This is a genomic window from Arthrobacter sp. cf158, assembly GCF_900106835.1.
Classification (GTDB): domain Bacteria; phylum Actinomycetota; class Actinomycetes; order Actinomycetales; family Micrococcaceae; genus Arthrobacter.
On sequence record NZ_FNNR01000015.1, the window covers coordinates 1 to 25,760 of the forward strand.

25 protein-coding genes are annotated in these 25,760 nt (G+C 61.4%); 9 read left to right on the plus strand and 16 right to left on the minus strand.

Annotated features, from left to right (window positions below; translation table 11 throughout):
* Both lipA and BLW08_RS22045 read left to right on the plus strand, forming a co-directional pair.
* On the plus strand, window positions 1-948 hold a 948-nt coding region (gene lipA, locus BLW08_RS22040; protein ID WP_139244940.1), incomplete at its 5' end, for a lipoyl synthase.
* A 99-nt stretch (window positions 949-1,047) separates the two neighbouring features.
* Window positions 1,048-1,809 (plus strand): DUF4191 domain-containing protein, encoded by a 762-nt coding sequence (locus BLW08_RS22045; RefSeq protein WP_090825718.1) that lies wholly within the window; start codon window positions 1,048-1,050, stop codon window positions 1,807-1,809.
* Window positions 1,810-1,896: 87 nt separating this feature from the next.
* On the opposite strand, the gene BLW08_RS22050 is transcribed toward BLW08_RS22045, so the two are convergent.
* The gene (locus BLW08_RS22050; RefSeq protein WP_090825715.1) at window positions 1,897-2,334 is read right to left on the minus strand and encodes an RDD family protein; all 438 of its coding nucleotides are present in this window, start codon (window positions 2,332-2,334) and stop codon (window positions 1,897-1,899) included.
* Window positions 2,335-2,646: 312 nt separating this feature from the next.
* Between BLW08_RS22050 and glnA (BLW08_RS22055) the strand changes: the two genes are divergently transcribed.
* Complete coding sequence (gene glnA, locus BLW08_RS22055; protein ID WP_090825712.1) at window positions 2,647-4,071, plus strand: type I glutamate--ammonia ligase; 1,425 nt, start codon at window positions 2,647-2,649, stop codon at window positions 4,069-4,071.
* Window positions 4,072-4,458: 387 nt separating this feature from the next.
* Here the strand turns inward: glnA (BLW08_RS22055) and BLW08_RS22060 are convergent, their stop codons facing one another.
* From BLW08_RS22060 to BLW08_RS22070, 3 genes are all read right to left on the minus strand, one after another.
* A complete protein-coding gene (locus tag BLW08_RS22060) occupies window positions 4,459-4,686 on the minus strand; it encodes a hypothetical protein (protein WP_091328247.1) in 228 nt (75 codons plus the stop codon).
* A gap of 66 nt (window positions 4,687-4,752) precedes the next feature.
* Window positions 4,753-4,968 carry a hypothetical protein gene (locus tag BLW08_RS22065; RefSeq protein ID WP_026542533.1) on the minus strand — a complete coding sequence of 72 codons (216 nt, stop codon included), beginning with the start codon at window positions 4,966-4,968 and terminating at the stop codon, window positions 4,753-4,755.
* Between the two features lie 63 nt (window positions 4,969-5,031).
* Window positions 5,032-5,598 (minus strand): GNAT family N-acetyltransferase, encoded by a 567-nt coding sequence (locus tag BLW08_RS22070; RefSeq protein WP_091328250.1) that lies wholly within the window; start codon window positions 5,596-5,598, stop codon window positions 5,032-5,034.
* Window positions 5,599-5,660: 62 nt separating this feature from the next.
* Between BLW08_RS22070 and BLW08_RS22075 the strand changes: the two genes are divergently transcribed.
* Window positions 5,661-7,163: an arylsulfatase gene (locus BLW08_RS22075; protein ID WP_091328252.1), complete on the plus strand. Its 1,503-nt coding sequence runs from the start codon at window positions 5,661-5,663 to the stop codon at window positions 7,161-7,163.
* Here BLW08_RS22075 and BLW08_RS22080 read toward each other — a convergent pair.
* Window positions 7,160-10,171: a bifunctional [glutamine synthetase] adenylyltransferase/[glutamine synthetase]-adenylyl-L-tyrosine phosphorylase gene (locus BLW08_RS22080; protein ID WP_091328255.1), complete on the minus strand. Its 3,012-nt coding sequence runs from the start codon at window positions 10,169-10,171 to the stop codon at window positions 7,160-7,162. The two genes, BLW08_RS22075 and BLW08_RS22080, sit on opposite strands and share 4 nt — an antisense overlap.
* Before the next feature lie 9 nt (window positions 10,172-10,180).
* Window positions 10,181-11,521, minus strand: coding sequence for a type I glutamate--ammonia ligase (gene glnA, locus BLW08_RS22085; protein WP_090825698.1), 1,341 nt, complete (start codon window positions 11,519-11,521; stop codon window positions 10,181-10,183).
* A 190-nt stretch (window positions 11,522-11,711) separates the two neighbouring features.
* Here glnA (BLW08_RS22085) and panB point away from each other — a divergent pair, with 190 nt between their 5' ends.
* The gene (gene panB / locus BLW08_RS22090) at window positions 11,712-12,617 is read left to right on the plus strand and encodes a 3-methyl-2-oxobutanoate hydroxymethyltransferase (protein ID WP_090825694.1); all 906 of its coding nucleotides are present in this window, start codon (window positions 11,712-11,714) and stop codon (window positions 12,615-12,617) included.
* Here panB and BLW08_RS23745 read toward each other — a convergent pair.
* Window positions 12,614-12,778, minus strand: coding sequence for an SPOR domain-containing protein (locus tag BLW08_RS23745; protein WP_139244941.1), 165 nt, complete (start codon window positions 12,776-12,778; stop codon window positions 12,614-12,616). The two genes, panB and BLW08_RS23745, sit on opposite strands and share 4 nt — an antisense overlap.
* 108 nt (window positions 12,779-12,886) lie before the next feature.
* Between BLW08_RS23745 and map the strand changes: the two genes are divergently transcribed.
* The 3 genes from map to BLW08_RS22105 all read left to right on the plus strand — a co-directional run bounded on the left by map (window position 12,887) and on the right by BLW08_RS22105 (window position 15,415).
* A complete protein-coding gene (gene map / locus BLW08_RS22095; RefSeq protein WP_091328258.1) occupies window positions 12,887-13,765 on the plus strand; it encodes a type I methionyl aminopeptidase in 879 nt (292 codons plus the stop codon).
* A 71-nt stretch (window positions 13,766-13,836) separates the two neighbouring features.
* Complete coding sequence (gene ppgK, locus BLW08_RS22100; protein WP_090825753.1) at window positions 13,837-14,640, plus strand: polyphosphate--glucose phosphotransferase; 804 nt, start codon at window positions 13,837-13,839, stop codon at window positions 14,638-14,640.
* Between the two features lie 7 nt (window positions 14,641-14,647).
* The gene (locus BLW08_RS22105; protein ID WP_091328261.1) at window positions 14,648-15,415 is read left to right on the plus strand and encodes an SDR family oxidoreductase; all 768 of its coding nucleotides are present in this window, start codon (window positions 14,648-14,650) and stop codon (window positions 15,413-15,415) included.
* A 59-nt stretch (window positions 15,416-15,474) separates the two neighbouring features.
* Here the strand turns inward: BLW08_RS22105 and nrdR are convergent, their stop codons facing one another.
* From nrdR to BLW08_RS22120, 3 genes are all read right to left on the minus strand, one after another.
* The gene (gene nrdR, locus BLW08_RS22110; RefSeq protein ID WP_090825685.1) at window positions 15,475-15,978 is read right to left on the minus strand and encodes a transcriptional regulator NrdR; all 504 of its coding nucleotides are present in this window, start codon (window positions 15,976-15,978) and stop codon (window positions 15,475-15,477) included.
* Between the two features lie 175 nt (window positions 15,979-16,153).
* Window positions 16,154-17,512, minus strand: a complete 1,359-nt coding sequence (gene hisD / locus BLW08_RS22115; RefSeq protein WP_091328263.1) for a histidinol dehydrogenase — start codon at window positions 17,510-17,512, stop codon at window positions 16,154-16,156.
* A 4-nt stretch (window positions 17,513-17,516) separates the two neighbouring features.
* On the minus strand, window positions 17,517-18,050 hold the full coding sequence (locus tag BLW08_RS22120; RefSeq protein WP_090825679.1) for a hypothetical protein: 534 nt from the start codon (window positions 18,048-18,050) through the stop codon (window positions 17,517-17,519).
* A gap of 112 nt (window positions 18,051-18,162) precedes the next feature.
* On the opposite strand from BLW08_RS22120, the gene BLW08_RS22125 reads away from it, so the two are divergent.
* On the plus strand, window positions 18,163-18,663 hold the full coding sequence (locus tag BLW08_RS22125) for a flavin reductase family protein (RefSeq protein ID WP_302846941.1): 501 nt from the start codon (window positions 18,163-18,165) through the stop codon (window positions 18,661-18,663).
* 19 nt (window positions 18,664-18,682) lie between these two features.
* Here the strand turns inward: BLW08_RS22125 and dnaE are convergent, their stop codons facing one another.
* The 6 genes from dnaE to BLW08_RS22155 form a co-directional block, all read right to left on the minus strand.
* On the minus strand, window positions 18,683-22,240 hold the full coding sequence (gene dnaE, locus BLW08_RS22130; RefSeq protein WP_090825747.1) for a DNA polymerase III subunit alpha: 3,558 nt from the start codon (window positions 22,238-22,240) through the stop codon (window positions 18,683-18,685).
* A gap of 59 nt (window positions 22,241-22,299) precedes the next feature.
* Window positions 22,300-23,226 carry an RluA family pseudouridine synthase gene (locus BLW08_RS22135; protein WP_090825676.1) on the minus strand — a complete coding sequence of 309 codons (927 nt, stop codon included), beginning with the start codon at window positions 23,224-23,226 and terminating at the stop codon, window positions 22,300-22,302.
* A complete protein-coding gene (gene lspA / locus BLW08_RS22140; protein ID WP_090825673.1) occupies window positions 23,219-23,827 on the minus strand; it encodes a signal peptidase II in 609 nt (202 codons plus the stop codon). The genes BLW08_RS22135 and lspA overlap by 8 nt, the downstream gene beginning before the upstream one ends.
* A gap of 99 nt (window positions 23,828-23,926) precedes the next feature.
* Window positions 23,927-24,625, minus strand: a complete 699-nt coding sequence (locus BLW08_RS22145) for a DivIVA domain-containing protein (RefSeq protein ID WP_090825669.1) — start codon at window positions 24,623-24,625, stop codon at window positions 23,927-23,929.
* A gap of 156 nt (window positions 24,626-24,781) precedes the next feature.
* Complete coding sequence (locus BLW08_RS22150; protein WP_090825666.1) at window positions 24,782-25,069, minus strand: YggT family protein; 288 nt, start codon at window positions 25,067-25,069, stop codon at window positions 24,782-24,784.
* A 105-nt stretch (window positions 25,070-25,174) separates the two neighbouring features.
* On the minus strand, window positions 25,175-25,711 hold the full coding sequence (locus BLW08_RS22155; protein ID WP_090825663.1) for a cell division protein SepF: 537 nt from the start codon (window positions 25,709-25,711) through the stop codon (window positions 25,175-25,177).
* Window positions 25,712-25,760 lie beyond the last annotated feature (49 nt).

A 25,760-nucleotide genomic window follows, 5' to 3' on the forward strand; every position in this document is an offset into this window, starting at 1 on the left:
CCGGTTGAACGTAAGCCTGAGTGGATCAAGGCCAAGGTCCAGATGGGTCCTGAGTTTGTCCAGCTCAAGAACCTGGTGAAGAAGGAAGGCCTGCACACGGTTTGTGAAGAGGCCGGGTGCCCGAACATTTTCGAGTGCTGGGAAGACAAGGAAGCGACGTTCCTGATCGGCGGGTCCGAGTGCACCCGGCGCTGTGATTTCTGCCAGATCGATACCGGTAAACCCTCCCCGGTGGACATGTTCGAACCCACCAAGGTGGCCCGCAGCGTCCAGGCGATGCAGCTGCGGTACGCCACGGTGACCGGCGTGGCCCGTGATGACCTGGCCGATGAGGGTGTCTGGTTGTACGCCGAAACGGTCCGGAAGATCCACGAACTGAACCCGGGCACCGGGGTGGAGTTGCTGATCCCTGACTTCTCCGGCAAGCCCGAGCACATCGCGGCGATCTGTGATTCCAAGCCCGAGGTGTTCGCGCACAACGTAGAGACCGTACCCAGGATTTTCAAGCGGATCCGTCCGGCATTCCGGTACGAGCGCTCCCTGGACGTCATTACCCAGGGCCGGGACCTGGGCATGGTGACCAAGTCCAACCTGATCCTGGGCATGGGCGAGACCCGCGAGGAAATCTCCGAAGCACTGCGGGACCTGCACGCTGCCGGTTGTGACCTGATCACCATCACCCAGTACCTGCGCCCGTCCGAACGGCACCTCCCGGTGGACCGGTGGGTCAAGCCCCAGGAGTTCGTGGACCTCCAAAACGAGGCCCAGGAGATCGGCTTCCTCGGCGTCATGTCCGGACCCCTGGTCCGTTCCTCCTACCGGGCCGGCCGGCTCTGGGCCACCGCGATGCGCAAGAAGGGCTGGGAAATCCCCGCCGCCCTGGCCCACATCGAGTCCTCCGGCTCCACCCGCCAGGAAGCCTCCACCATCCTGGCCGCCCACAACTAACAGCCACCCCACACCAGAGCACCTGCAGTACCGAAGGACCGAATGCCATCCGTCATGGCGTCCGGTCCTTCGACGTACATCACGTAGAATTAAGGCACTATGGCGAATTCCCCTGATTCCAGCAAATCGACCCCCTCGGCCGACGCACCCAAGCGTGGGCTCTTCCAGCGCAAGCCCAAGGAAGCCAAGGCAAAGAAGCCCAGCCAGCTGAAGCAGATCGCTGAAGTCTTCAAAATGACCCGGCGGAACGATCCCCAGGTTGTGTGGATCATGCTGCTGGCGTTCCTTGCCGTGGTGGCGGTCGCCTTCCTGATCGGTTTCCTCCTGGAGAACTGGGTCACCGGCCTGATCATTGGTATTCCGCTGGGCCTCCTTGCGGCGGTGTTCATTCTTTCCCGCCGCGCGGAAAAAGCTGCCTTCGCTCAGATAGAGAACCAACCGGGCGCATCAGGTGCAGCCTTGGGGACCCTTCGCCGGGGCTGGGTGACGCAAGACCAGCCAGTTGCCGTTAATCCGCGCACACAGGACGCGGTTTTCATGGCCATTGGCCGTCCCGGCGTAGTGCTCGTCAGCGAAGGTCCCACGCATCGCGTTAAGCCGCTCGTGGATTCAGAACGCAAGAGGTTGGCCCGGATCCTCCCGAACGTCACTATCCACGTCCTTGAGTCCGGCCGCGGCGAGGGACAGGTTCCGCTGAACAAGCTGGCCAAGACCATGGGAAAACTCAAGAACGAGCTCACCAAGGTTGAGGTCAACGCCGTCAGCAAACGCATCAATTCTCTCGGAAATCGTCTTCCGATCCCCAAGGGCATCGACCCCTACAAGGCCCGCCCGGACCGCAAGGCCGCCCGCGGCCGCTGATCTGATAGGTCAAAGCAAAAGAAAAACCGCTTCTTCCCTGGTTCAGAGAAGAAGCGGTTTTTGGCTTTTGTTAGGGAAGATTGGCAGTTACATCCGAATCAGGATGGTGTTCATCGCCTTGTCGTGAAGCCCCCGCTGATCGGGGTCGAAGACCACCGCCGGGATAACCAAGCACAGGAGCAGGGTCCGGACGACGGCAGCAAGCGGGCCTGCGGGGCCGCCACCAAGGCGGACCACATGAATGCCAGCCAGCCTGTGGCCAATGCTGTACCCCAGTGTTCCAATCAAAAGAATCTGTTCTGCGGCGAAAATGGCCAAGGTGGCCCATTGATTGCCACCGAAGGCGAAGTTGCTGATGACCAGCGCAATCGTCCAGTCCACCACGATGCCCAAAATCCGGCGCCCTGCCCGCGCCATGGAGCCGGGACCGGACTCAGGCAACCCAAGCCTCTCACCCGGATACTTTGAGATTCCTGACGTATCCGGACCGCTCAACCAAGAGCCAATGTCTTTTCTATCAACCACACTCCAAGCCTAACGGCTGGCCAGGCCGGCGCCCGACTCCCATCCCTTGGCTTGGTGCCCACGAGACCGCCAGGTGTTCGCCCACCGGACCTTCTTGGACCTGACACGGGGAAGCCGACTACCGTTTACACAACAGATGATTCTGTAACCTGCCGGAAACAATACTGACACCCCCGGGAAATCCCATCTCCCTAAGGTGGTATGAGTTGCCAGCCACCATGGCAAGGGGATCTTTTTGTGTCTCCGGACCTTGGTACGGGCTGCACCACGCGGCCTTCCGGGCCTGTTACTTGATATGCATAAGGAGCATAGATGTTCAAGACTGCGGACGAAGTCCTCAAGTTCATCAAAGACGAAGACGTCAAATTCGTCGATATCCGCTTCACCGACCTTCCTGGTGTCCAGCAGCACTTCAATGTGCCGGCCAAGAGCGTAGACCTCGACTTCTTCGTGAACGGTCAGCTCTTCGACGGATCCTCCATCCGCGGCTTCCAGGGCATCGCTGAATCCGACATGCAGCTCATCCCGGATGTGACCTCGGCCTTCATCGACACGTTCCGCATCGAGAAGACGCTTGCGTTGAACTTCTCCATCGTGAACCCGCGCACCGGTGATCCTTACCACCGCGACCCCCGCGGTGTGGCAGAAAAGGCTGAAGCGTACCTGGCATCGACCGGTATCGCTGACACCGCATTCTTCGCTCCCGAAGCCGAATTCTTCGTCTTCGACAACATCCAGTACGAGTCCTCCCCGCAGGGCAGCTTCTACAAGATCGACTCCGAGGAAGCACACTGGAACACCGGCCGCAAGGAAGAGGGCGGAAACCTTGGCTACAAGACCCCCGTCAAGGGCGGTTACTTCCCGGTTTCCCCGACTGACAAGCAAGCCGACCTCCGCGACGCCATGTGCGTCGAGCTTGACAAGGCCGGCCTCGAAGTTGAGCGGTCCCACCACGAAGTTGGCTCTGCCGGCCAGGCCGAGATCAACTACAAGTTCACCACGCTGACTGCAGCTGCCGATGACCTCCAGAAGTTCAAGTACGTCATCAAGAACACCGCTGACGCCTGGGGCAAGTCCGTCACGTTCATGCCGAAGCCGGTATTCGGTGACAACGGCTCGGGCATGCACTGCCACCAGTCGCTGTGGAGCAACGGCGACCCGCTGTTCTACGACGAGAAGGGCTACGCCGGCCTCTCTGACACCGCCCGCTGGTACATCGGCGGCCTGCTCAAGCACTCCTCGGCTGTTCTCGCCTTCACCAACCCGACGGTGAACTCCTACCGCCGATTGGTCAAGGGCTTCGAAGCCCCCGTGAACATGGTCTACTCGCAGGGCAACCGCTCCGCCGGTATTCGTATCCCCATCACGGGCACCAACCCGAAGGCCAAGCGCATTGAGTTCCGCGCTCCGGACCCCTCGTCCAACCCTTACCTGGCATTCGCTGCCCAGCTGATGGCCGGCATTGACGGTATCCGCAACCGTATTGAACCCCCGGCTCCCATCGACAAGGACCTCTACGAGCTCCCCGCCGAGGAAGCAAAGGACATCCCCAAGGCTCCGGGCTCCCTGGAAGAGGCACTTGAGGCCCTGCGCGAGGACAACGAGTTCCTGCAGGCTGGCGGCGTCTTCACCCAGGACCTGATCGACACTTGGATTGACTACAAGTACGAGAATGAGATTCGCCCGCTGTCCCTGCGCCCGAACCCGTACGAGTTCGAGCTCTACTACGGCGTCTAACTAGACAGTGACCAAGGGCCTCAGGCATCATGCTTGGGGCCCTTTTTCATGTCTGGAACCAGCCGTTTGCAGCGCAACGCGTCGATCCCAGGGGGCTTTGACTGTTGAACCGGACACGCCGTACAGAGTCACCGCACAGAGCTCTGAGCCTCCCGCCGGCACAAGGCGAAGATGGTCAGTGCCGGATGGTGGGTACTTGTCCCGCCTGCTCCGGGGCGGAGCACTCGCTGCAGAACAACTGATCGGTTTCTTCTCCGCAGCACTGGCAGCGATGAACAAGGGCCGCTGATTCAATCACATACGTTGTCATATCGACAATGCTGCCTGCGCGTCCTGCACCGGGCACGAGTAGTGAGTACTCGTTTTTTAGTCCTCCGAGCGGTGGGACTACTTGGATTCAAACATCCCTTGCCCGTCGGCGTGGAGCAAAGCCGGCGCCTGGCCTCCCGCTCCAACTGCACTGGACTCCTGATCGGCAAAGGTGGCGAAGCAGCGGCGGCAGGCGAAAATACCGGCGCCGCTGTGGCGGGAGCCCCAATGGGGCCCCGCCTGCTCACAACGGAAGCAGCTCACGTTGGAGAACGCGGTGCCTTCCGAGTCCAGCATGATTGTCACGCGAGAATCCTAGACGAAGCCTGCCGCTCCGCAACAGACCCTTGCAACTGGCCAAGCCAAACTGGCTCATTGTTTGCCGTATTTTTTGTGGACAGCCTGCTTGCTGACGCCCAGGCATAGGGCAATCGCTTCCCAGGACAGGCCGGATTGGCGCGCGGCGCGCACCAATGAAGCTTCTCTCCGGCCGACTTCCTTTTGCAGCTCCGCCACAGCGTAGAGCGCCTCGGCCGGGCCCATGCCATCCATCGATCCCACGAGTGTCTTCATGCGGTCCACCTCCATGACGTCAACCATAATTGACGAATGGAACGGCGTCAACCAAAGTTGACCAATACTGGGACTTGGTCAGAAATCCTTGTACATGATGCACTGGGGACCGGAAGCGCCTCCCAAGTACCGCCCCGAGTCAACAAATCCAGCTTTGGCGTAGGCGGCCTGACCCGCCGGATTCCGCTCGTTGACCGACAGTACGACGCCGGCCTGACCGCCATTCAGCCGGATGGTCAGCTTACGCGCTTCATCCACCGCGGCCTTGGCAGCCATGGCCCCCAGGCCTTGCCCCTGCCTGCCCGAATCGATGAGAAACCCCCTGAGCAGCCACGCCGAATCGTCGTCGGGCCAGCCGGCCAGCCGGGCCGCTCCGGCCTGGAGGGTCAGCACCCCCACAGCCACTCCCCCGGACTCGATGACATACGGCAGCCTGGATTCCTCCTCCAGTCCGATCAGCATCATACGGAGGGGCTCTTCAACGAAGTCGCGCTGCCCTGACTCCAGCGACAGCTCCGCCACAGCGCCAAGTTGTATTGCCCGCGAGTCGTCATCAAGCAGCTTGAGTGGGATCAGCCAGATATCGCCACGATCATGATGATCGTTTGCGATTGTAAATACGTCATCTGAGTCATATTCAAGCAATTTGCGAAGTCCTCCAACTAGGGTTGTTTCAACAGTTCCCAAACCACCAAGGAACCCTTCCGATGAGCCAGCCGAACGTGATCCTGATCTGTGTCGACGAGTGGAGGGGCGACTGCCTGTCCTCCGACGGCCACCCTTACGTCGAGACACCTCACCTCGACGAACTGGCACGAAACGGCGTCCGGTTTTCCAGGGGCTATTCCGCTACGCCGTCATGCGTGCCCGCCCGTGCCGCTCTCTTCACGGGACAGTCGCAGGAACAGCACGGGCGCGTCGGCTACAACGACGGTGTCCCGTTCCACAAAGTCCACCCGGTGACAGTACAGGAAGAGTTCAGAAGGGGCGGATACCACACGCAGGCCATCGGAAAAATGCACGTCTGGCCGGAACGCTCACGACTCGGCTTCGACGACGTTATCCTGCATGACGGCTACCTTCACCACGCCCGGAGGGAACATCAACAGCACTTCGCCATGTTTGACGACTATGTTCCGTGGCTACGGAGGCAACCGGGAATGGGTCCGGACGCCGAATATTTCGACCACGGCGTCAACTGCAATTCGATTGTCGCCCGCCCGTGGGATAAAGCCGAGAACCTTCACCCCACACACTGGATCGGTACCCAGGCGATTGAGTGGACGCACCGGCGCGACCCCGTGAAGCCCTTTTTCCTCTACCTGTCTTTCCACCGCCCACACCCGCCCTACGATCCGCCGTCGTGGGCTTTCGAACAGTACCTCAATCTTCCCGCCTATACAGCGGTGGAGGGCAACTGGGAACATCATTGGGACGACTACAGGCAGGATGGTGACTACCAGGCCAGCTACTCCAGAATTCCGGACCATGTGGTCCATAGGGCCAGGGCCGGATACTACGGACTGATGGCTCAGATCGATCTCCAGATCAACCGCATCAAGGAGTCACTGGCGGACTTCGGCCTCCTGCACAACACTGTTATCGCCTTCACCAGCGACCACGGTGAGATGATGGGCGACCACCACATGTTCCGCAAGGCCGTGCCTTATGAAGGTTCTGCCCGCGTGCCCTTCATCATTGCCAACTCCCCCGCCGCAGAAACGGCGGCGCGGGGAACCGTTGTGGACCACGTAGTGGAGCTCAGGGACATCATGCCCACGCTCCTGGACCTTGCCGGCCTGCCGATTCCGGATTCTGTTGACGGAAAGTCGTTGGCTGCGATTGTCCGTGGTGAGGGCACCGGCCCCGTAAGGGAAGTCCTCCACGGCGAACATGTCTACTGGGGACAGAACCTGCATTGGTTGACCGACGGGCACCATAAATACATTTGGGGCTCCGGGAAAGGCACAGAAGAACTGTTCAACCTCGACGCCGACCCCCAGGAACGTAACAACCTCGCCGATGACATCGCCCACCGGAGCGAACTGCACTCCTGGCGTCAACGGATGGTGGTGACGCTCAGGGACCGCGAAGAAGGTTACGTCGTTGATGGCAGCCTTGTCCCGGGAGTACCCGTTGTTGCCATGTTGCGGCACGCCCGGGAAAAAGCTGCGGCGACGCCAGCCACCGCCCAAGCAGCCCAGGCCTAGGTGTCGTAGAACTTCTTCTCAAAGACACCCCTGGCGCGACGACTGAGCCTCAAGTAGTCCTCTTCGAACTGACCAGCGTTCCCGGGAGCATATCCGCACCAGCGTGCCGCTGCCTCAAGATCCTTCCGGGAGGACGGCAGGAGGTCGGAGGCCCTGCCTGTGACAATCACGTTCGCTGACCGGATCCGGCTGGCCAACCGCCATGCCTCCCGCAGCAGAGCAGCGTCGTCCTCGGCGATGAATTCCAGTTTTTCGGCCGCTGCGAGTGCCTCCAACGTGGAACTGGTCCGCAGCTCCGGGTGCTTCCCGGCATGCTGAAGTTGAATCAGCTGGACCAGCCACTCAACGTCGCTGAGCCCACCACGGCCAAGCTTGACGTGCCGTGCTGGATCGGCGCCGCGGGGCAACCGCTCCGATTCCACTCGCGCCTTAATCCGACGGATCTCCCGGACATCCTGCTCCGCGAGCTGCCCGGGGTATCGGATGGGATCGATGAGCTTCACAAAATCGGCCGCCAGCTCGTCCGAACCTGCCATGGGACGGGCCCGCAACAAAGCTTGGGCCTCCCAGATCAAGGACCATCGGCGATAGTACTCCGAGTACGACTCCAGGGACCGCACCATCGCGCCGTTCTTTCCCTCTGGCCGGAGGTCCGCGTCCACCATGAGAACGCGCTCTGCCATGATTGCCGGCTTGAGCGGTTGCGTGAGGAAGCTGGAAATCTTGGCGACAATCGCCGTGGCCTGTTCCTGCGCCTCAGCGTCGCTGAATCCGGGCCGGGCGCGGTGCACGTAGATAACGTCGGCATCCGAGCCATAGCCGATTTCACGTCCACCCTGCCTGCCCATTGCGACCACCAGGACATCAGTTTTCAACGGGCCCTCTGCGGCGACCACAGCCTCCGCTACATGCAACGCTCCCAGCACGGCCGCCCGGTCAGTTTCGGCCAGCGCAAGTCCAACCGCATCCTGGTCCAACAAACCGGAGCTGTCCGCGATAGCAGTGCGCAGGATCTCCCGTCGGCGGATCAACCGGATGAGCCTCATGGCGCTTTCAGGATCGGGGTGTCGTGAAAGCTTGGACTGGATTTCCTGCCACTGGGCCTCAAAGCGAATGGGAACCAATTCCTTGTCGCTGCCAAGCCAGGCCACGGACTCCGGTGAAACTTCCAGGAGGTCCGAAATCAGCCGTGAATTGGCCAGCACCTGGCACAACCGTTCCGCAGCTGCTTGGGAATCCCTGAGGAGGCCCAGGTACCAATGGGTGGTTCCCAGGGCCTCGCTGACGCGGCGGAACGCGAGAAGTCCGGCGTCGGGATCCACGCCCTCGGCGAGCCAGCCGAGAAGAATCGGCAGAAGCTGGCGCTGCAGCGCCGCCCGCCGGCTCACGCCCCCTGTCAGTGCCTCGATGTGCCGCATGGCACCTTGGGGGTCCAGGTAGCCGAGCGCGGCCAGGCGGCCCTGCGCTGCTTCCGGGCTGAGCTTGGCGTCTTCGCTGCTGAGCTTGGCCGCGGTATTGAGCAGCGGCCGGTAGAAGATCCGCTCGTGCAGTTCGCGCACGGCCTTCTTGGTTTTTTGCCAGGTCCCCATCAGCTGGTCCGGATGCGGGCGCTCCAGCGAGAAAGGACCCAGCACTGCCTTGGCAAGGAAACGCTGGGCGTCTTCGGTCACCGGCATGAGGTGGGTCCGCCGCAGCTGGAACAACTGGATGCGGTGTTCCAACAGGCGAAGGTAGCGGTAGGCGTTGTCAAAGGCGGCAGCATCCGTCCGGCCGATGTATCCACCAGCGGAGAGCGCGGCAATGGCAGATGTGGTGTCCCTGCAGCGAAGGGACTCGTCAGACTTGCCATGAACCAACTGCAACAACTGGACCGTGAACTCAACATCCCGGAGGCCACCGCGTCCGAGCTTGATCTGACGTTGCTCCTCGGCGGCAGGAATGTAATCTGTCACCCTGCGACGCATTGCCTGCACGGATTCCACAAAGCCCTCCCGGCCTGCGGAGGACCACACCAGAGGTTCCACTGCTTTCTCGTAACGCTGTCCGAGATCCCTGTCACCAGCGATCGTCCGGGCCTTTAGCAGTGCCTGGAACTCCCAGCTTTCCGCCCATCGCGCGTAGTAGCTCAGGTGCGAGGGCAGGGTGCGGACCAGCGGCCCTGACTTCCCTTCCGGCCGAAGGTTGGCATCCACTTCCCACAGCCCGGGTTCAGGTGCCGAGGATGAAATGGCCCGTGAAATCCCCGAAGCCAGTGCGGTACCAATGGTGGAGGCCCGTGCATCATCCAATTCCCCGGCTTCGACCACGTAGATGACGTCGACGTCGGAAATGTAATTCAGCTCGCGGGCACCGCATTTGCCCATGCCGATGACGGCAAGCCCGACGTCGGCAATCTCGTCAGCGTCGTACTGCCCGGCCGCTTCGGCCCGGGACACCGCCAGTGCAGCTTCGATCGCTGCTCCGGCGAGATCGGCCAGTTCGGCGCCAACGGCCGGCATGAAGTCCTGCGGTGATGCCGCGCAGAGATCCTTGATGGCAAGCTCGGTCAGCCCCCTGCGGTACGCGGTTCTCAACGCAGCGTAGGCCGGCATGCCTGTGATTCCGGCAACGGGACGCTGGGCCCCGGGCTCGGCTTTCACGGACCGAAGAAGCAGCGCCCTGAGCTCTTCGCTGGACGCTTGCAGGGGCTCCGGACTGGTGCGGACATCAAAGACATCCAGATGCTCCGGCCGACGTATGAGGAACTCGCCCAACGCCTCGGAAGCTCCCAACAGCCGGTACATGGGCTCGCAGACATCCTGCTCAGCCGCCGCCAGTTTCCTCAGCCCGGGATTCTTCTCGATAAGTCGGACCAAGGACTGAAGAGCCGTATCAGGGCTGGCCGACATGGACAGCCCGGCAAACAGGGCGTCCTCGTCAATCCCCTCAAGTTCAGGGGCGGCAAGGAACCGTTCGCCCTTTTCAAGATCACTGAATCCGGCTGAAATGAGCCGACGTGCAAGGCTCACTGGCCCTGCCTACAGAATGCCGAGGTTGCGCTGCAACTCGTATGGGGTGACCTGGAGGCGGTAGTCCTGCCACTCTGCACGCTTATTGCGCAGGAAGTGCTCGAAGACTTGCTCGCCGAGGATCTCCGCCACCAGTTCCGATTCCTCCATGGCACGGATGGCGTCGTGGAGGCTTGCAGGCAGGGGCGCATGCCCCATGGCCTTGCGCTCCGCAGTGGTCAGCGACCAGATGTCATCCTCGGCAGCAGCGGGGAGCTCGTAACCTTCTTCGATGCCCTTGAGTCCAGCGCCCAGAAGAACGGCGTAGGCCAGGTAAGGGTTGGTTGCCGAGTCGATCCCGCGGTACTCGATCCGTGCCGACTGGCCCTTGCCCGGCTTGTAGAGGGGCACGCGGACCAACGCAGAACGGTTGTTGTGGCCCCAGCTCAGGTAGCTTGGTGCCTCGCCGCCACCCCACAGGCGCTTGTACGAGTTGACGAACTGATTGGTGACAGCCGTGAACTCAGGAGCATGCTTGAGGATGCCTGCTATGAACTGGCGTGCCGTCTTGGACAGCTGGAACTCTGCTCCCGCTTCGAAGAAGGCGTTGGTATCGCCTTCAAACAACGAGAAGTGCGTGTGCATGCCGGAACCGGGGTGGTCAGTGAACGGTTTGGGCATGAAGGTGGCGTAGGTGCCCTGCTGGAGTGCGACTTCCTTGATGACGGTGCGGAACGTCATGATGTTGTCCGCGGTCTGGAGTGCGTCCGCGTAGCGGAGGTCGATCTCGTTCTGGCCCGGTCCGCCTTCGTGGTGGCTGAACTCAACAGAGATGCCTACAGATTCCAGCATGGTGACGGCCGTGCGCCGGAAGTCCTGCGCGACACCGCCGGGAACGTGGTCAAAGTAGCCGCCCTCATCAACGGGAACCGGCGAGCCATCAGGACCGAGATCCTTGGACTTCAGCAGGTAGAACTCGATCTCAGGGTGGGTGTAGCAGGTGAATCCCATATCCGCGGCCTTGGCCAGGGTCCTCTTGAGGACATTGCGGGGATCGGCGGCGGAAGGTTCACCATCGGGCGTCAGGATGTCGCAGAACATCCTGGATGTCTGTTCGGTCTCACCGCGCCACGGCAGGATCTGGAAGGTCGACGGATCAGGCTGCGCGAGCATGTCGGACTCGAACACACGGGCCAGGCCCTCAATGGCTGAACCATCAAAGCCCAGGCCTTCTTCAAAGGCGCCCTCGACCTCCGCCGGCGCAAGCGCCACCGATTTCAGGGAACCCACGACGTCGGTGAACCACAAGCGTACGAAGCGCACGTCACGCTCTTCGATCGTCCGCAGAACGAACTCTTGCTGGCGGTCCATAGGGCCTCTTTTCCGATTCGGTGTCCATGCCGCTGGTTTCAATGGATAGAAGCCACGACAGCTCAGCCTTCACTCTACTAAGAGTTCCGTGCTATTGCCGCAGCAGTAGCTGCGTGTAACACAGCGTTTACAGAAGGTGACGCTGGGCACAGTGGTGGCAGGCGCCGTCGGCACCGCTTAGGCTCTATCCATGGCCCCGAGCAACCTTCCTGAGTCCACCACGCCCGCCGAAGTTTCCGCGCCGTACGGCAGCGGTCCAGCAGCAGCGGCGCAGACGCCCTCGGCACCCGGCAGGAAGCCTGCGGGCAGGGTCCGGATCCACCACCTCCAGCAGGCCAAGGACAACGGCGAACACTTCGCCATGCTGACCGCTTATGAGCAATACACTGCTGAAATCTTTGACCAAGCCGGAATCGAAGTCCTTCTGGTGGGCGACTCCGCGTCCAACAACGTGTTCGGCAATGAGACCAGTCTCCCCGTCACTGTGGATGAGCTCCTCCCCCTGACCCGGGCTGTCAGCAGGGCGGCCAAGCGTGCACTGATTGTGGCCGACCTGCCGTTTGGCAGCTACGAGGTCTCACCCCAACAGGCAGTGGCTACAGGCGTCCGGTTCCTGAAGGAAGGGCTGGCGCACGCCGTCAAGATCGAGGGCACGGCGTACTACGCTGACACGGTCACTGCCATGGTCCAGGCAGGCATTCCCGTCATGGCCCACATTGGTTTCACCCCCCAGAGCGAGCACTCCCTCGGTGGATACCGGGTCCAGGGCCGTGGCGATGATGCGCAGCGACTGGTGGCCGACGCTGTCGCTTTGCAGGATGCCGGCGCTTTCAGCGTTCTCATGGAAATGGTTCCTGCAGAGACAGCCGCTGTGGTCGACGCTGCGCTGCGCGTGCCGACAGTTGGTATTGGTGCTGGCAAGGACACCACTGGCCAGGTCCTCGTCTGGCAGGATATGGCGGGACTGCGCGGCGGGAAAATGGCCAAGTTCGTCAAGCAGTATGCAGACTTGCGCACCACCTTGGGTGATGCTGCAGCCGCTTACGCCGAGGAAGTCCGGTCCGGGCAATTCCCCGGACCGGAGCATTCCTTTTAGTCGTCGTCCTGGGCGTCCCAGGCCTCATTGCGCGCCTTGACTTTTTCCAGGGCATGTTCAGCCTCTTCGCGGGTCTTGTAAGGACCGATCAGCTGAGTCCAATCGGACATAGCGTCCTCTTCGATCTGGTGCGTCTTGACGTTGTACCAGTACTCCGCCACGTCTCCTCCTGGGTTCTCGGTGCCTTGAACGCGTAACGTTGGCGGGGTCACAGGAACCCTGCCGCACTTTGTTACTTACGTCTCTTGTGTGCCTTATATGATCAATCTATGCCTTCTCTAGCTTCGACCGCACCCATTGGCGCCCTCACACCGGGAACCATCAGTCCCGAACGGTCCGTCCCGGCATCCATACGCCGGCCCGAGTACGTCGGCAAGAAGGCGCCAGCCAAGTTCACCGGCTCTGAGGTGAAGTCCGCGGAGACCATCGAGACGATCCGGATTGCGGGCAGGATCGCTGCGCAGGCGATCGTCGAAGTGGGCAAGCACATCCAGCCGGGCGTTACCACCGACCACCTGGACAAGGTCGGCCACGAGTTCCTCCTGGACCACAACGCCTACCCGTCCACCCTCGGCTACCGTGGCTTCCCCAAATCGCTGTGTTCTTCCCTCAACGAGGTCATCTGTCACGGCATCCCGGATTCCACCGTGGTGCAGGACGGGGACATCCTGAACATTGACATCACCGCCTTCATCGGCGGCGTGCATGGGGACACAAACTACACTTTCCTTGTTGGCGACGTGGACGAAGAATCCCGTCTGCTGGTTGAGCGTACGCAGGAGTCGCTCAACCGGGCTATCAAGGCTGTGGCCCCGGGCCGCGAAATCAACGTTATTGGCCGTGCCATCCAGTCCTACGCAAAACGCTTCGGCTACGGCGTGGTACGGGATTTCACCGGCCATGGCGTGGGTGAGGCGTTCCACACCGGCCTCATCATTCCGCATTACGACGCCGCCCCGGCGTACAACACTGTGATCGAGGCAGGCATGGTCTTTACCATCGAACCCATGCTCACACTCGGCACCATCGAATGGGATATGTGGGCCGACGACTGGACTGTCGTCACCAAGGACCACAAACGTACGGCCCAATTCGAGCACACCCTGCTGGTCACAGAGACCGGCGCGGAAATCCTGACCCTTCCCTAAGCTCCCGGAAGGTCCTTGCAGCCCGGACGGCTGCGCCATGCCCATCCCCTCCTGCCATGATCGGAAATGCATTGTCCAAGAAGGATGAGAAGACCCACAAGAACGCACCGCTGATCGGTATCGACATCGGCGGCACCGGCATCAAGGGCGGCATTGTCGACCTGAAGAAGGGCAAACTGATCGGCGACCGCTTCCGCGTGCCAACTCCCCAGCCCGCCACGCCGGAGGCTGTGGCAGAGGTTGTTGCCCAGATCGTCGAGGAACTCTCCAACCGTCCGGACGCTCCTGCGGCCGATTCACCCGTGGGTGTGACTTTCCCGGGAATCATCCAGCACGGCGTGGTCAACTCAGCGGCCAACGTTGACAAGACCTGGTTGGGCACCGACATCGACGCGACCTTCACCAAACGCCTTGGGCGCCCTGTGGAGGTCATCAACGACGCCGATGCGGCCGGCTTGGCCGAAGCCCGCTACGGCGCCGGAGAAGGCGTGGACGGAACCGTCCTGGTCATCACGCTGGGAACCGGAATCGGATCCGCGTTTATTTTCAACGGCCAGCTGGTCCCCAATGCTGAGCTGGGCCACCTTGAGGTGGACGGATTCGACGCCGAAACCAAAGCATCCGCTGTTGCGCGCGAACGCGATGGGCTCAGCTGGGACGAGTACGGTGTGCTGCTCAACCGCTATCTCCAGCACGTGGAGTTCCTGTTCTCCCCCGAACTCTTCATCGTCGGCGGCGGTATTTCCAAGCGATCCGACGAGTACTTCCCGCATTTGGAACTGCGCACCAAGATCGTCACCGCCAAACTGAAGAACGACGCCGGCATTGTCGGTGCAGCGCTTGAGGTGGCCCTGCACCACAAGCTCGCCAAGTAGTCCACGCATGCCTGGGGGCAAGCCAACGGACGTCGGAACAGCGATTGTCACCGGCGCAAGCCGCGGGATCGGCGCTGCCGTAGCCCTCGCTGCGGCACGCGCCGGTTTCGGCGTCGTCGTCAACTACTCCGAAGACAGCACCGGCGCCACGTCAGTCGTTGAGCAAATCCTTGCCCAGGGTGGCCGGGCCGTCCCGGTGCAGGCCGATGTCAGCCGGCCTGCCGACGTCGTGCGCTTGTTTGACGAAGCCGCGGGCCTCGGCACAGTGACCGCCGTCATTAACAATGCGGCCATCACTGGCAACCTCATTGGCACTCTGGCAGAAGTGCCTGCCGAGACAGTTCAGCGGGTGGTTGACGTCAACGTCGCCGGCATGATTTTCATGTGCCAGGAAGCTGTCCGGAGACTGTCGACAGCCAACGGCGGCATGGGTGGTTCTGTCATCAATATCTCCTCTACAGCCACCAAGGCCGGCTCCCCCGGAACATGGATCCACTACGCCGCCACCAAGGGTGCGGTGGATGTATTAACGGTCGGTTTGGCAGCCGAGGTGGCCAAACAGGGCATCCGGGTCAACGCAGTTGCCCCGGGCAGCACCAACACTGGCCTGCATGCAGCTGCCGGCATGCCGGACCGGGTAGAGAGGCTCAACCCGAGCATTCCCATGGGTCGCGGAGCTGAACCCGAAGAGGTAGCCGCAGCCGTGATGTGGCTGATGTCGGGTGACGCCGGATACATCACGGGGGCGGTGCTCCCCGTATCGGGTGGCCGATAAACCAACGGCATATGGTGCCGGTGGCGGCTGCGGCTTCCCCTCCGCTGCCGCCACCGGAGCTAGAGCTGGCTCTTCTCCGAGCCCTTGGTTTCAGTGTTTCCAGCCTTGGCATGCGCTTCAGCCTCGTGGCGGAGCAACGAGATAGCAGACTCGAAATCCTCCAAGGACTCAAAGGCCTGGTAGACGCTGGCAAAGCGCAGGTAAGCCACTTCATCCAACTTCCGCAGCGGGCCAAGAATGGCAAGTCCCACCTCGTGGGCGTCTATTTCCGCTGCGCCCGAAGAACGGATGTTTTCTTCAACTTCCTGGGCCAGCATGGCGAGGTCGTCCTCAGTGACCGGACGTCCTTGGCAGGCCTTACGGACGCCACTGATGACTTTGATCCGGCTGAAGGGCTCGCCCACACCTGAGCGCTTGATGACAGAAAGACTGGTGGTTTCCACCGTGGTAAACCGGCGGCCACATTCGGGGCACTGGCGCCTACGGCGGATGGAGGAGCCGTCATCGGCCATGCGGCTGTCGACGACGCGGGAGTCGGGATTCCGGCAGAACGGACAATACACGCTGGGCCTCCCCTGACAGCTCCGGCACGGAACCATGCCCGGCGGGTTGCCGGAGACGCAAAAGGTGCCGGAAGTTTCACTTCCGGCACCAGTTTACGTTCGTTCACACCCTAATGACAAGCGTGTAACTACTACATGTAGTGGTAACCACCCGTATATGTAGTGGTTGAGCCTGCTAGGCGAACCGGATTCGAACCGCATCTCCGTGCCCGGGAAGGTCTTCCGCGCCGGACAGGCTCACGATGTGCCCACTGACCTGTTCAAGTGCAGCACGGTTGTAGTTGATGACCTGAACCGCACGCAGGAAGGTGGTGACGTTCAAGCCTGAGGAGAATGCAGCCGTGCCGCTGGTGGGCAGGACGTGGTTGGATCCGGCGCAGTAGTCTCCCAGGCTGACGGGGCTGTAGTCGCCCACGAAGATCGCTCCTGCATTGCGGATTCGCGACGCAACTGCCGTTGCGTCAGCCGTCATGATTTCAAGGTGCTCGGCTGCATAGGCGTTGCAGACGGCGATGCCCTGTTCGAGGTCGTCCACCAGGACCACCCCGGACTGTGGACCGGACAAGGCCTCAAGAACCCTGGCGCTGTGCTTGGTCGCGCTGGCTTGCCGTGCGAGTTCCACCACGACGGCGTCGGCCAGGTCTACGGAGTCCGTTACCAGGACAGATGCTGCTTTGGGATCATGTTCGGCCTGGCTGATGAGGTCGGCCGCCACAAGCGGCGCCTGCGCGGTGGAGTCGGCCAGGATGGCGATCTCGGTGGTGCCGGCCTCGGAATCGATGCCCACGACGCCCTTGACAAGCCTCTTCGCGGTTGCCACGAAGATGTTGCCCGGACCAGTCACAACATCCACAGGCTCGATCGGCAGCTCACCGCCGGACCCAGGGATGCCATAGGCGAACGACACAATCGCCTGTGCACCACCGATGGCATAGACCTCATCGATACCCAGGAGCTTGGCAGCCGCGAGGATGGTGGGGTGCGGAAGACCGCCGAAGTCCTTCTGTGGCGGGGACGCCAACGCGATGGATTCGACACCGGCAGCAACGGCCGGCACTACGTTCATGATCACCGAAGATGCCAATGGGGCGAGGCCCCCGGGAACGTAGAGCCCCACACGTCCCACTGGGATCCAATTCTGGCTGACGACAGCGCCGTCGGCCAGCGATACGTCCAGATCAGCCGGGCGCTGCCTGTCCGCAAACTGCCGTGCCCGACTGATTGATTCCTCCAGAGCCACACGAACCTTTGGGTCAAGGCCGTCCAACGCCTGGGTCAGTGCTTCGGCCGGGACACGTGGGTGCGACTGTTCTACACCGTCAAACTTCTTCGCAAGCTCGCTGAGGGCAGCAAAGCCCTGGCCCCGGACTGCAGAAATGATGTCCTGGACCTTCTGCTCTGCGTCCGCCATGGTCTGATGCCGTGCCCTGGGGACGGCAGCACGAAGTTCCGCCAAGGAAAGGTGGCGGCCCCGGAAGTCGATGCTCCGGAAGTTAAGGGCGGCGGGGGCGGAAGTATCCGAGGAAGTGGTCACCCAGCTATTTTACGGGCTTCTTTGACAGAACCCCGAACAGCGCCAGGATGAACGTGACAAAGGCAGTGGCGCCCGGCCAGAGCACCAGCACGGCAAACGAGCGGAGGGTAAATCCGTATCCGGCCCCGAGGGCCGGGTCCGGAGCAGGACCCCACCATTGAGCGGCGAGCAAACCCACAAGCCATGCGATGGCGGCCCCTGCCGCACCGCCAATGAGTGCGAACGTCAAGCGGCGCGTTGCATCAGTGCCCTGCAGCTTTCCGTCCAGCGTAAGGCCCGTGGCGCAGCCCGAGACGAGCATCAGAGCCCCGAGGACAAGGTCGCGCGGCAGCCAGGACGCAGGATTGTTCGGGTCGGCCAGTTCCGGGTTCCCCGAGACCAGGTTGAGCCCGCCCGGAGCAAGCAGCCACCAAAGCAGGCCAAGAACAATCCCGGAGGCTGCAGGAACCGCCAGCCAGAGGGCACCCCTGGAACGCTTGGACAATGGGGCCGCAGCCGGTTCAGCAGGAGCAGTAAGGTGCACGATGGGCTCGGTCATGGAACTCACATTAACAAAGGTTCATGCAGGCTCAACAAAATGAGGGGCGGCGGCGCGGGAGGAATACCCTGAGGGGAAGAGGAAAGCCCCCAAATCCAGGAGAATTACGCACGTGGCAAGCGAACTACCCGGCTTCGAGCAGACTTTCAAGGAGATGTTCCGCAGGCATGCCGCCGGGGTGGCCATCATCACTGCCAACCTGAACGGCAAACCGTTCGGCTTCACAGCTACGTCCGTGGCTTCGTTGTCGGCCGAGCCGCCTCGATTCACGTTCAACATGGCCAGGAGTTCCAGCTCGTGGCCGGCAGTGGCCAACGCCGAGTACATCGGAGTCCATATGCTGGGACTCGAGAACCAGGCTCTCGCCAATCGCTTCGCCCGAACCCGCGACAGGTTCGAAGGGGACCATTGGGAGCCCGGGCCTTACGACGTTCCGATCCTCAAGGACGTCAGCGGCTGGCTCGTGGGCAAAATCCAGATGCGGTTGTCGTTTGAGAACAACGCCGTAGTGGTGGTGGAGGTCGTCGCGGGCCAGGTTGGCGAGGACGGCGCTCCCCTGCTCTACCACAGCGGCGGTTACAGCCAACCGGCACCGCTCGACTACGAGATCTGACCGGGCGGCGGCCGGCCCGCTAATTATCCAGGCAGGCCGGCCCCAGCAGCACCTTGAGGTCGCCGAACAGCGATGGGCTGGGGTTCACCCGCATGTGTACGGGCAGCCCCATGACTTCCACCTTGGTATCGCCCATCAGCTTCAGCCGGACCTCTGAGTTTCCACGGTGGGTCCGTAGAACATCCCGCAGGTCCGTCACTACGGCCTCCGTAGCCTTGAATGTGGGAATGGTGATCACCACCGGACCGTTGACGCTTTCGCTCAGGTCCGGCACGGAGAGTTCCATGCAGTTCAGCGTCACGGCGCCGTCGTCCCGCCGCTGCAACCTTCCTTTGACCACCACAATCAGGTCTTCAGCCAGGACAGACGCGATTGGCCCGTACACCTGCCCGAAGAACATGACTTCCATGGAAGCACCCAGGTCCTCGATCTCCGCCCGGGCATAGGCGTTTCCACTGGCCTTTGCGATCCTGCGGCTCAGCGAGGTGATCATGCCGGCAATGGTGACAATCGCGCCGTCGTGCGGTCCGTCCTCGGCGATGATCGACGTAATGGACTGTTCGGCGTGCTGGCTGAGGACGCCCTCCAGCCCCTGAAGGGGATGGTCTGACACGTAAAGGCCCAGCATGTCCCGTTCGAAGGATAGTTTGTCCTTCTTCTCCCATTCCGGCAGGTCCGGAATTTCAGTGGTCAGCGACGCCTCCGGCTCTTGGTCTTCGAATCCCGCGAAGAGATCGAACTGACCGATGGCCTCGTTGCGCTTCAGGGTAATGACGGAGTCGATTGCTTCTTCGTGGATCATCGCAAGCGCACGTCGGTGGTGGCCAAGGGAGTCGAACGCGCCTGCTTTGATCAAGGATTCTATGGTGCGCTTGTTGCACACCACCGCTGGCACCTTCAGAAGGAAATCCTTGAAAGAGGTGTAGCTGCCCTCTGTGGTCCGGGCAGAGACCATTGCATCCACCACGTTGACGCCGACGTTGCGGATGGCACCCATGCCAAAGCGGATGTCCGTTCCCACTGGGGTGAAGTTCAGCGAGGACTCGTTGACATCCGGTGGAAGAACCGTAATGCCCATGCGGCGGCACTCGTTGAGGTAGATGGCGGATTTGTCTTTGTCATCACCCACGGAGGTGAGCAGGGCAGCCATGTACTCCGGCGCGTAGTGCGCCTTCAAATAGGCGGTCCAATAGGAGATGACCCCATAGGCCGCCGAGTGCGCTTTGTTGAAGGCGTAGTCGGAGAACGGGAGCAGGATGTCCCAGAGGGTCTTAACCGCTGCCATGGAGTAGCCGTTGTCCTGCATACCCTGTGAGAATCCCGCGAACTGCTTGTCCAGCTCGGACTTCTTTTTCTTGCCCATCGCGCGGCGGAGGATGTCTGCCTGTCCGAGCGAGTAGCCTGCCAGCTTCTGCGCTACGGCCATCACCTGTTCCTGGTACACGATCAGGCCAAAGGTTCCGCCAAGGATTTCCTTGAGAGGCTCTTCGAGCTCCGGGTGGATCGGAATGACCTCCTGGATCCCGTTCTTGCGCAAGGCGTAATCGGTGTGGGCGTTGGCACCCATGGGGCCGGGCCGGTAAAGAGCCAACACGGCGGAGATGTCTTCGAAGTTGTCAGGCTTCATCAGCTTGAGCAGCGACCGCATGGGTCCGCCGTCGAGCTGGAACACACCCAAGGTATCGCCGCGTGCCAGAAGCTCATAGGATGCGGCGTCGTCCAGTTCAAGGTTTTCCAGGTCCAGGTCAACGTCGCGGTTCATTTTGATGTTTTCCAGGGCGTCCGAAATAATCGTCAGGTTTCGGAGGCCCAGGAAGTCCATCTTGATCAGCCCGAGACCTTCGGACGTGGGGTAATCGAACTGCGTGATGACCTGGCCGTCCTGGAAACGGCGCATGATCGGAATGACGTCAATGATGGGGTCCGAGGACATGATGACACCGGCAGCATGGACACCCCACTGCCTCTTCAGGCCCTCGATGCCCAGCGCTGTCTCGAAGACCTTGGCAGCCTCGGGGTCCGTGGCGATGAGCTGGCGGAAATCTCCGGCCTCGCTGTAGCGCTTGGACTCGGGGTTCTGGATGTCCGCAAGCGGAATATCCTTGGCCATGACAGCAGGGGGAAGGGCTTTTGTGAGCTGCTCACCCATGCTGAACGGATAGCCCAACACGCGGGACGAGTCCTTCAGCGCCTGCTTGGTCTTGATGGTGCCGTAGGTAACGATCATGGCCACGCGCTCGTCACCATACTTCTTGGTGACGTAGTCAATCACTTCGGATCGGCGACGATCATCGAAGTCGACGTCGAAGTCGGGCATGGACACGCGGTCCGGGTTCAGGAAGCGTTCAAAGATCAGGCCGTGCTGCAGGGGGTCGAGGTCAGTAATGCGCATGGCGTAGGCAACCATGGAGCCTGCACCGGAACCACGTCCGGGACCCACCCGGATGCCGTTGTTCTTGGCCCAGTTGATGAAGTCGGCAACCACCAGGAAGTATCCGGGGAATCCCATGGAGGTAATGACGCCGAGCTCGTAGTCCGCCTGTTTGCGGACCTTGTCCGGAATGCCCTGAGGGTAACGGTACTTGAGTCCCGTATCCACTTCCTTGACCAACCACGAGGTTTCGTCCTCCCCCGGAGGGCAAGGGAAGCGGGGCATGTAGTTGGCCCCGGTATTGAAGGAGACTTCACAGCGCTCGGCAATGAGCAGGGTGTTGTCGCAGGCATCCGGATGATCGCGGAACAGTTCACGCATTTCCTGCGGTGACTTCAAGTAATAACCGCTGCCTGAGAAGGCGAAGCGGGACCCGCCATTGTCGTACGTCGGCTCGAGCAGGGTGGACCCGGACTGAATGGCCAGCAGAGCCTCGTGCGCCTTGGCATCGTGTTCATGCGTGTAGTGGAGGTCGTTGGTGGCCACCAGCGGGAGGTTCAGCTCCTTGGCCAAGCGAAGGAGGTCACCTGTGACGCGTCGTTCGATGTCCAGGCCATGGTCCATCAACTCGCAGAAGTAGTTCTCCGCACCAAAAATGTCACGAAATTCTGCGGCGGCCTCGACGGCCTCACGATACTGCCCGAGTCGCAGCTTCGTCTGGACTTCCCCTGAAGGGCAACCCGTGGTGGCAATCAGGCCTTCTGAATATGTGTTCAGCAGTTCGCGGTCCAGCCTGGGCCACTTACCAAAAACTGAGTCCAGGGAAGCAATGGACGAGGCCCTGAACAGGTTCCGCATGCCCACGTTGTTGTAGCTCAGGAGCGTCATGTGCGTGTACGAACCACCACCGGAGACGTCGTCCTTGCGTTGGCTTTCGTCACCCCAGCGGACACGCTCTTTATCGCCGCGGGCCGTCCCGGGAGTTACATAGGCTTCAACGCCAATGATCGGCTTAATGCCCTTGTCCGTTGCCTTGCGCCAGAAATCAAAAGCACCGAAGAGGTAGCCGTGGTCAGTGGTGGCCAAGGCCGGCATCCCCAGCCGTTCAGTTTCATCAAACAGTTCGCCCAAGCGGGCCGCTCCATCCAGCATGGAGTACTCGGTATGGGTGTGCAGGTGGACGAACGAATCATTGCTGGAAGTCACCACGACAGTCTACCGTCCGGTTCCGACAGAATCAGGAACAGCTGACGGAGAAGGCCCGCTTAGGCTGAGCCGGTGGCAAGCAGGTCCAGCGCGTATTGGAGGTCCGCCGGATACTCACTGGCGACTTCCACCCACTCCCCCGTCCGCGGGTGCGTGAACCCAAGCTTCCGGGCGTGAAGCCACTGCCGGGTAAGCCCCAGGGTTGCGGCAAGACGAGGGTCCGCCCCGTAGGTGAGATCTCCGGCACAGGGGTGCCGCAGCGCTGAAAAGTGGACGCGGATCTGGTGCGTACGGCCCGTTTCCAGGTGCACTTCAACCAGGGTTGCCTTGCCAAATGCTTCCAGGACCTCATAGTGGGTCACGGACGGCCGCCCGTCCTCAATCACGGCGAAACGCCAGTCATGGCCGGGATGGCGCCCGATCGGCGCGTCAATGGTGCCCTCGAGTGGATCAGGAAGCCCCTGAACCACAGCGTGGTAGACCTTCTCCACCGTGCGCTCCTTGAAGGCGCGTTTCAGAACCGTGTAGGCATGCTCTGTCTTGGCCACCACCATGACCCCGGATGTGCCCACATCGAGCCTGTGGACGATTCCCGCCCGCTCCGGGGCTCCCGATGTCGAAATCCGGTAACCGGCCCCGGCGAGACCGCCCACCACAGTTGGTCCCACCCACCCCGGGGAGGGATGCGCGGCCACACCCACCGGCTTGTCGATGACAACGAATTCCTCGTCATCCAGCAGGATTTTCAGGCCTTCCACAACTTCCTCCACGACTTCCAAGGGGTCCGGCCGTTCGGGAACGGTCACGTCCAGTACGGCGCCGGCGGCAAGCTTTGCAGACTTGCCCAGCCGCACGCCGCCAACCGTGACATTTCCTTCGGCAATCAACAACGCCGCCGCTGACCTGGAAATGTCCAGCAGCTGCGCCAACCCGGCGTCGGCCCTCATGCCTGCCATGTCCTCGGGTACCGCCACGGGGTTACTCACCGGCTGTCTCCCCCGTGGAACCGCCGGCGGACTTGGCATCATTGGCCGGCTTAGGGGCGGGAACGTGCCGCTTCCCGTCCATGCCAATACCGCGCAATGTCAGCAGGCAGATAATAACGACGCCGGACACCACTGCAGAGTCTGCAATGTTGAAGATGGCGAAATTGGGCAATTGGATAAAGTCCACGACGTGCCCCATGGCGAACGACGGCTCCCGGAACAAGCGATCTGTGAGGTTACCCAGCGCTCCTCCCAACAACAGCCCGAGTGACAGGGCCCACCAAGCCGAGCCCAAGCGGCGCAGCTGAAACAGGATTGCGACCGAAACAGCAGCCATGACAATCGTGAAGATCCACGTCACATTCTCGCCAATGGAGAAAGCTGCCCCTGAGTTCCGGATGTAGTACCAGTGCAGCAGCGGCGGCAAGACGGGAATCCGCTCGCCTTCCGTCATGGTGCTGGTCACCCAGAGCTTGGTGAGCTGGTCAAAGGTGTAAGCGAACACGGCGAAGCCGGCAAAGAGCCAGATCATGGCCGGACGCCACTTGCGGCGCGCGGTGGGCGCCGGCTGTGAGGCGTTATCGGTGAAGTCGTCGGTCATAGTGCTTTCATTCGGGAAGCGAGGCGGGGCGCTGTCACGGTGTTAACAGCAAAAGCCGGCGGCCGAGGAGTCCTCAGCCACCGGCTTTCAGAATACTTGCTAAACGTCGGCCGTTGCTTCGCCAACCTCAGGGGCAGCGACGGAACCACGGGCGTCGAGGTCGCGCAGCTGGCCTTCGATGTAGGCCTTCAGACGCGAGCGGTAGTCACGCTCAAAGCCGCGCAGCTGCTCCACCTTGCGCTCCAGAACGGAACGCTGCTGCTCAAGGGCGCCAAGGATCTTGCGGGACTTTTCCTGGGCGTCGTTGACGAGGCTGGAGGCCTCGATCTGAGCCTCGGCAATGATCTTTTCCTTCTGCTGCGCACCGTCGGATACGTGCTTGTCGTGCATCTGCTGGGCCATGGCCAGCAGGCCTGCAGCAGATTCAGCCGAAGGAGTGACACCGTTGTTGGCGGCGGGAGCCTTGGCGGCAGCTGCAGCGGCGGCAGCCTGCTCAGCTTCCTTCTTCTTGGCGGCTTCGGCAGCCTTGGCCTCAGCTTCTGCCTTGGCTTCAGCTTCCTTGTCGACCTTCACGGGTGCGGGAACCTTTTCAACGACTGGAGCCGCAGCGGTAGCAGCAGGCACAGCCGAACCGGCTTCGCCGAGCTTCTTGCGAAGCTCGTCATTTTCCTGGTTCAAGCGGCGCAGTTCCACCACGATCTCGTCGAGGAAGTCATCTACCTCGTCCTGGTCGTAGCCTTCGCGGAACTTGGTCGGCTGAAAGCGCTTGTTGACAACGTCTTCTGGCGTCAAAGCCATCTGGTCACCTCGTTGGTCTAGTTAGTCAGTAGGCCTTCCGGCCGTTCAAAACTACGGTACCTAAATATCATCTGGTTCCTCCAATTCAACACCATCGTGTTGATTTGGAGAATTTGCGGCCTTTGAACCATCGGTGGCCCAGGTTCCGCGGAGCAGCTAGGCCAGGCCGCCGGTCACTGACATGCCAATGCTGACGGCAATAATCAGGATCAAAAAGCCCAAATCCAAGGAGATTCCGCCCAGTTGGAGGGGTGGAATCAGTTTGCGGAGCCTCCGCAGCGGAGGATCCGTTATGGAGTAGACCACATGGGCTGTAACCAACGCCACACCCCTGGGTCGCCACTGTCGGGCGAACATCTGAACCCATTCGAAGATGAGTCTAATGATCAGGGCAATGAAGAACAGCAACAACAGAATATAGATAAGGCCGAAAACAATGCCCACGAGTTAGCTCAGATCTCCCACTTGTTCCGGAATGCGGATCGGTCCCTACTATTGCAACACAGATGCCAGGCAGGTTGACCCGCCTGGCATCTGTAAAGATCGTTGTCAGCTCTGATTGAAGAAGCTGGCCTGCGTTTCGGTGGCCTTCTTGTCGTCCCCGATGACCTCGACGTACGACGGCGACAACAGGAACACCTTGTTGGTCACCCGCTCGATGCTGCCGTGGAGGCCAAAGACCAGGCCGGCGGAGAAGTCCACAAGGCGCTTTGCGTCAGCTTCGCCCATGTCAGTGACGTTCATGATGACGGGAATACCATCCCGGAAGCTCTCGCCGATGACCTTGGCGTCATTATAAGAGCGGGGGTGAACGGTGGTGATCTGCCTCAGACCCGAGGCATCTTCGCGGCTGGACGCCGCACGCTTAATGGGTGTCACGGGTGCGCGGTATTCCTCTTCGGCATCAACAATGGGCATTTCACGGACAACTTCCCGGACGGGAGCAGGCGCCCGGCGCTCTTCCCGTTCCTGTACCTGGGGGCGTTCTTCGTCGTGGTGCGAGGCGACGGCCTGCTCAGATTCGTAGTGTTCATCGCCGTCGGCGAGCCCAAGATAGATCATTGTCTTGCGCAGAGCGCCAGCCATGGTGCACTCCTATCGTTTCTGCAGTAGGCGGGCCGCCATGACTTGACAT

Coding starts and splice junctions, on each gene's coding strand:
- BLW08_RS22045 (WP_090825718.1), top strand. CDS start 1,048: ATGGCGAATTCCCCTGATTCCAGCAAATCGACCCCCTCGGCCGACGCA.
- glnA (WP_090825712.1), top strand. CDS start 2,647: ATGTTCAAGACTGCGGACGAAGTCCTCAAGTTCATCAAAGACGAAGAC.
- BLW08_RS22065 (WP_026542533.1), bottom strand. CDS start 4,968: ATGGAGGTGGACCGCATGAAGACACTCGTGGGATCGATGGATGGCATG.
- BLW08_RS22075 (WP_091328252.1), top strand. CDS start 5,661: ATGAGCCAGCCGAACGTGATCCTGATCTGTGTCGACGAGTGGAGGGGC.
- glnA (WP_090825698.1), bottom strand. CDS start 11,521: ATGGACCGCCAGCAAGAGTTCGTTCTGCGGACGATCGAAGAGCGTGAC.
- panB (WP_090825694.1), top strand. CDS start 11,712: ATGGCCCCGAGCAACCTTCCTGAGTCCACCACGCCCGCCGAAGTTTCC.
- map (WP_091328258.1), top strand. CDS start 12,887: ATGCCTTCTCTAGCTTCGACCGCACCCATTGGCGCCCTCACACCGGGA.
- BLW08_RS22105 (WP_091328261.1), top strand. CDS start 14,648: ATGCCTGGGGGCAAGCCAACGGACGTCGGAACAGCGATTGTCACCGGC.
- BLW08_RS22120 (WP_090825679.1), bottom strand. CDS start 18,050: ATGACCGAGCCCATCGTGCACCTTACTGCTCCTGCTGAACCGGCTGCG.
- lspA (WP_090825673.1), bottom strand. CDS start 23,827: ATGACCGACGACTTCACCGATAACGCCTCACAGCCGGCGCCCACCGCG.
- BLW08_RS22145 (WP_090825669.1), bottom strand. CDS start 24,625: ATGGCTTTGACGCCAGAAGACGTTGTCAACAAGCGCTTTCAGCCGACC.
- BLW08_RS22155 (WP_090825663.1), bottom strand. CDS start 25,711: ATGGCTGGCGCTCTGCGCAAGACAATGATCTATCTTGGGCTCGCCGAC.